This is a genomic window from Pelomonas sp. KK5 (genome assembly GCF_001984095.1).
Lineage (GTDB): Bacteria > Pseudomonadota > Gammaproteobacteria > Burkholderiales > Burkholderiaceae_C > KK5.
In genome coordinates this window covers 1-3931 of the sequence record NZ_LYVQ01000364.1, presented here as the reverse complement: position 1 = coordinate 3931, position 3931 = coordinate 1, and the positions used below count along the sequence as shown (strand labels likewise).

Sequence of the window (3931 nt, the reverse complement as noted above, 5' to 3'; positions counted from 1 at the left end):
GCCAGGCCCACGGGCACCAGGCCGGCGATCCGGAGCGCGCCGCGCAGGTGCTGCTGGCGCTCGCGCAGCACCCGTCGCCGCCGCGCCAGCTGGTCCTCGGCACCGACGCATTGAAGCTGCTCGACGGCGCCCTCGAGCACCGCGCCGCCGAGCGCCGCGCCTGGGACCAGGTCTCGCGCGCGACCGACCACGCCGAGGCTTGACCGGCGACGCCTGCCCTATGCTCGGGGCCCGCCTCTTGCGAGCAGGAAGACTGTGGACCGGATCGATGCGATGAGAGTGTTCGTGGCTGCGCTCAACGAGGGCAGCCTGGCCGGCGCCGGGCGCAAGCTCGGCAAGTCGCCGGCTGCGGTGAGCCGGGCCATCGCCTTCCTGGAGACCCACGTCGGCACCGAGCTGCTGCACCGCACGACCCGCTCGATCAAGCTCAGCGAGGCCGGCGAGCGCTATGCGCTGGCCTGCCGCCGCATCCTGACCGACCTGGAGGAGGCCGACCTGGCCGCCGGCGGCGAACGCGCCGCGCCGCGCGGCATGCTGACGGTCACCGCCCCGGTCGCCGCCGGCGAGGAGGTGCTGCGGCCGGTGATCGACGCCTTCCTGGACCGCTTCCCCGAGGTCTCCGTGCGGCTGCACCTGCTGGACCGGCCGGCCGCGCTGATCGACGAAGGCATCGACCTGGCGCTGCGCATCGCCCACCTGCCGGACTCCAACCTCGTCGCGCTGCCGATCGGCGAGGTGCGCCGCGTGATCGCGGCCTCGCCGCGCTACCTGGCGCGCCACCAGCCGATCGCCGAGCCGGCCGACCTGGAATCGCACCAGATCATCGCGATGACCCACTTCGGCATCGACTCGTGGAGCTTCCCGCCGCCGGCGGGTTCGACGATCGCGCGCAACGTGCAGTTCGCCCCGCGCTTCGTCGTCAACAGCGTGCGCGGGGCGGTGGCCTCGGCGGTGCAGGCGCGCGGCGTCGTGCGGCTGTTCTCGTACCACGTGGCCGCCGCCGTCGAGGCGGGCGAGCTGCGCATCATCCTGGCCGAGCACGAGCATGCGCCGCTGCCGGTGCACCTGGTGGCGCCGCAGGGGCGCCTGTCGGTGCCGAAGGTGCGGGCCTTCGTGGACTTCGTGCGGCCGCGCTTGCGGGAGTTCTTCGAGTCGCGCGCCGAGGCCTGCCGATAGTCGCCTCGCCCTTCCCTGGCGCGGAAGACTGAGTTCCGCCGCCGGTGGATTCCTCCGCGGCCCATCGCTGCCTAGCATGGCACGCAGGCCCGTTCGAGGAGGTTCCCCATGTCCAGCGTCTTGTCCGGTGCGCCGCTCGCGCCCTCGTCATCATCATCGTTGCGCCCCATGCTGGCGGCGCTCAGCGCGAGCCTGGTCGGCATCGGCCTGGCCCGCTTCGCCTACACGCCGCTGCTGCCGGCGATCATCGCGGCGCACTGGTTCGCCGCCTCCCAGGCAGGCTACCTGGCTGCCGCCAATCTCATGGGTTACCTGATCGGCGCCCTGGTGGCGGTGCCGCTGGCCGCCCGTATGCCGGCGCGCACGGTGCTGCGCGGGATGATGGCTGCCACCGCGGCCTCGCTGCTGGCCTGCGCCTGGCCGCTGAGCTTCGCCTGGTTCTGCGCCTGGCGCATCGTCTCGGGCATCGGCGGTGGCGCGCTGATGGTGCTGGCCGCGCCGGCGGTGCTGCCGGCGATCCCGGCCGAGCGCCGCGGCGCGGCGAGCGGGCTGATCTTCATGGGCGTGGGCCTGGGCGTGGCCGCCTCGGGCACGCTGGTGCCGCTGCTGCTGCAGTGGGGACTGACGCAGACTTGGCTGGCGCTGGGCCTCATCTCGCTGGCGCTGACGGCGCTGGCCTGGACGGCCTGGCCCGCGTCGTCGGCGGTGGCGACCACGGCGCCCGCGCCGGTGGCGGCGGCCGCCCCGCAGCGCGTTCCGGGCCTTGCCCGCGTCTATGCCGCCTACGCGCTGAACGCGGCGGGCCTGGTGCCGCACATGGTCTTCCTGGTCGACTACGTGGCCCGCGGCCTCGGCGAAGGGCTGGCCGCCGCCTCGCGCTACTGGATCGCCTACGGCCTGGCCGCCATCGCCGGGCCGGTGCTGGCCGGGCGGCTGGCCGACCGCATCGGCTTCCGCGCCGCGCTGCGCGTCGCCCATGTGCTGCAGGCAGCGGCCGTGGGCATGACGGCGCTGGGCCTGTTCGGCGCGGCGGGCCTGCTGGTGTCGAGCATCGTCTGCGGCGCCTTCACGCCGGGCATCGTGCCGCTGGTGCTGGGTCGCGTGCGCGAGCTGCTGGCCGATCGGCCCGCGCTGCAGCACGCCGCGTGGAGCCGCGCCACCACCGCCTTCGCGCTGCTGCAGGCGCTGGCCGCCTACGGCATGGCCTGGCTGCTCGGCGCCAGCGGCGGGCGTTACGCGCTGCTGTTCGCGCTCGCCGCGGCCGCGATCGTCGCGGCGCTGGCGCTGGACCTGCGCGGCGAGGCCTCTTCATCATGAGCGCTTCGGCCACCCGCTTCGATGCCTACCCGCGCGCCCGGCTGTTCGACGGGCCCACGCCGATCCAGCGCCTGCACCGGATCGAGGCCGCGCTGGAGCCGCTGCTCAAGGGCGCGCGGCTGTTCGTGAAGCGCGACGACCTGGGCGGGCTCGGCGGTGGCGGCAGCAAGCTGCGCAAGCTCGAATTCCTGCTCGGCGAGGCGCTGGCCCAGCGCGCGGAGCTGCTGGTCGGCACCGGCCCGCGCCAGTCCAACAGCGCGCGGCTCGCTGCCGCGGCCGCCGCCCGGCTGGGCCTGCGCTGCGAGCTGGGGCTGTGGCCGCTCGAAGGCCAGGCGGCGGACGCGGACGCCCGCGAGAACGGCAACCTGCTGCTGGACCGGCTGTTCGATGCCCGCGTGACCGACCTGCCCGACGCAGCCGCCGGCCCCGCCTTCATCGCCGAGACCCGCGAGCGCGCAGCCGCCCAGGGCCAGCGCAGCTACCTGCTGCCGCCGGGCGCCAGCTCGGCTGCGGGTGCGCTGGGCTATGCCGACTGCGCGCTGGAGATCGCCGACCAGGAGCATGCGCTGGGCCTGCGCTTCGACCGCATCGTGCTGGCCAACGGCAGCGGCGCCACCCAGGCGGGCCTGGTCGCCGGCTTCGCGCTGCTGGGGCGGCCTGGCGCCGTGCAAGGCTTCTCGGTGCTGGCCGATGCGGCGACGGCCCAGGCGGGCTGCCTGGCGCTGGCGCGCGAGTGCCACGCGCTGCTGCGCGGCCAGGGCGAGATCGCGCCGGATGACGTGCGGGTCAGCGATGGCCAGCGGGGCCCGGGCTACGGGGTGGTCACCGACATGTCCATCGAGGCGCTGCGCTTCCTGGCGGCCCGGGAGGGCCTGCTGCTGGACCCGGTCTACTCCGCCAAGGCCTTCGCCGGCCTGCTGGCCCTGCTGCGAAACGGCGACCACGCGCGGCAGGAGAACCTGCTGTTCCTGATGACCGGCGGCACGCCCGCACTGTTCGGCTACCAAAAAGTATTGAACGCAGCCGATTGCGCCTAACGCAATATTTCAGCAGACTACACAGACAAACCCTGAGCGCCCCCGGCGAACCGCCGCGGCGCATCGGCGCCCTTGAAACGCAAGGGCCTGGCTGTCACCCAGGCCTGCCGATGCGACGAACGAGCACGCAAGCCACCGGCCGGGCGCCGAGCTGCCGCGAACCAAGGTATCAAAGGAGGACCTATGGACGACACGCGCGCCGAGGGCGACTCGCATTCCGCCGAGCCGCCGCCGCAACTGCTGCTGCACAGCCTGCAGATCATCCGCCGGCATCTGGGCATGGAGGTGGCCTTCATCTCCGAGTTCACCGAGGGCCGGCGCGTGTTCCGCTGCGTGGACGCCGCCCTGCCCGATCCGCCGATCGCCGTCGGCGGCTCCGACCCGCTGTAGGAGAGCTACTG

4 protein-coding genes and 1 pseudogene are annotated in these 3931 nt (G+C 74.0%); all 5 read left to right on the top strand.

The features are described 5' to 3' along the window. Nucleotides 1-203, top strand: a pseudogene (locus B0W88_RS33975) (short-chain dehydrogenase/reductase); the annotation flags it as partial. 52 nt (nt 204-255) lie between these two features. Beyond that, complete coding sequence (locus B0W88_RS30320; protein ID WP_077038228.1) at nt 256-1176, top strand: LysR family transcriptional regulator; 921 nt, start codon at nt 256-258, stop codon at nt 1174-1176. Nucleotides 1177-1284: 108 nt separating this feature from the next. Continuing rightward, on the top strand, nt 1285-2493 hold the full coding sequence (locus B0W88_RS30315; RefSeq protein WP_077038227.1) for a YbfB/YjiJ family MFS transporter: 1209 nt from the start codon (nt 1285-1287) through the stop codon (nt 2491-2493). Beyond that, nucleotides 2490-3530 carry a pyridoxal-phosphate dependent enzyme gene (locus B0W88_RS30310; protein WP_144007079.1) on the top strand — a complete coding sequence of 347 codons (1041 nt, stop codon included), beginning with the start codon at nt 2490-2492 and terminating at the stop codon, nt 3528-3530. The genes B0W88_RS30315 and B0W88_RS30310 overlap by 4 nt, the downstream gene beginning before the upstream one ends. 183 nt (nt 3531-3713) lie before the next feature. Continuing rightward, entirely contained in the window at nt 3714-3920 is a 207-nt protein-coding gene (locus tag B0W88_RS30305; RefSeq protein WP_077038226.1) for a hypothetical protein, read from the top strand. The last annotated feature ends 11 nt before the right edge of the window (nt 3921-3931 follow it).

Bases quoted from the DNA above. Each gene is read 5' to 3' on its own strand.
- B0W88_RS30315 (WP_077038227.1), top strand. From the start codon at position 1,285: ATGTCCAGCGTCTTGTCCGGTGCGCCGCTCGCGCCCTCGTCATCATCA.
- B0W88_RS30310 (WP_144007079.1), top strand. From the start codon at position 2,490: ATGAGCGCTTCGGCCACCCGCTTCGATGCCTACCCGCGCGCCCGGCTG.
- B0W88_RS30305 (WP_077038226.1), top strand. From the start codon at position 3,714: ATGGACGACACGCGCGCCGAGGGCGACTCGCATTCCGCCGAGCCGCCG.